Annotated in this window: 1 pseudogene; it reads right to left on the reverse strand. The window is 57.6% G+C overall.

The annotated features are described in order from the left end of the window. Positions 1-250: pseudogene (locus MTCD1_RS19860) on the reverse strand (carbohydrate ABC transporter permease); the annotation flags it as partial.

A 250-nucleotide genomic window follows, 5' to 3' on the forward strand; every position in this document is an offset into this window, starting at 1 on the left:
ATCCAGGCGTGCGGCTTCGAGGATGTCCTTGGGAATGTCCTTGAAGTAGGTGTAAACCATCCACACCATAATCGGCAGGTTGATCAGGGTGTAGATGATGATCAGCGCAAGGCGCGTGTCCAGCAGGCCCATGCTCTTGGCCAGCAGGTAGATCGGCATCAGCACCCCCACCGGTGGCAGCATTTTGGTCGACAGCATCCACAGCAGCGTGCCCTTGGTGCGCTGGGTTTCGTAGAACGCCATGGAGTAG

The sequence above is a fragment of the Colwellia marinimaniae genome (assembly GCF_002207865.1).
Taxonomy (GTDB): domain Bacteria; phylum Pseudomonadota; class Gammaproteobacteria; order Enterobacterales; family Alteromonadaceae; genus Colwellia; species Colwellia marinimaniae.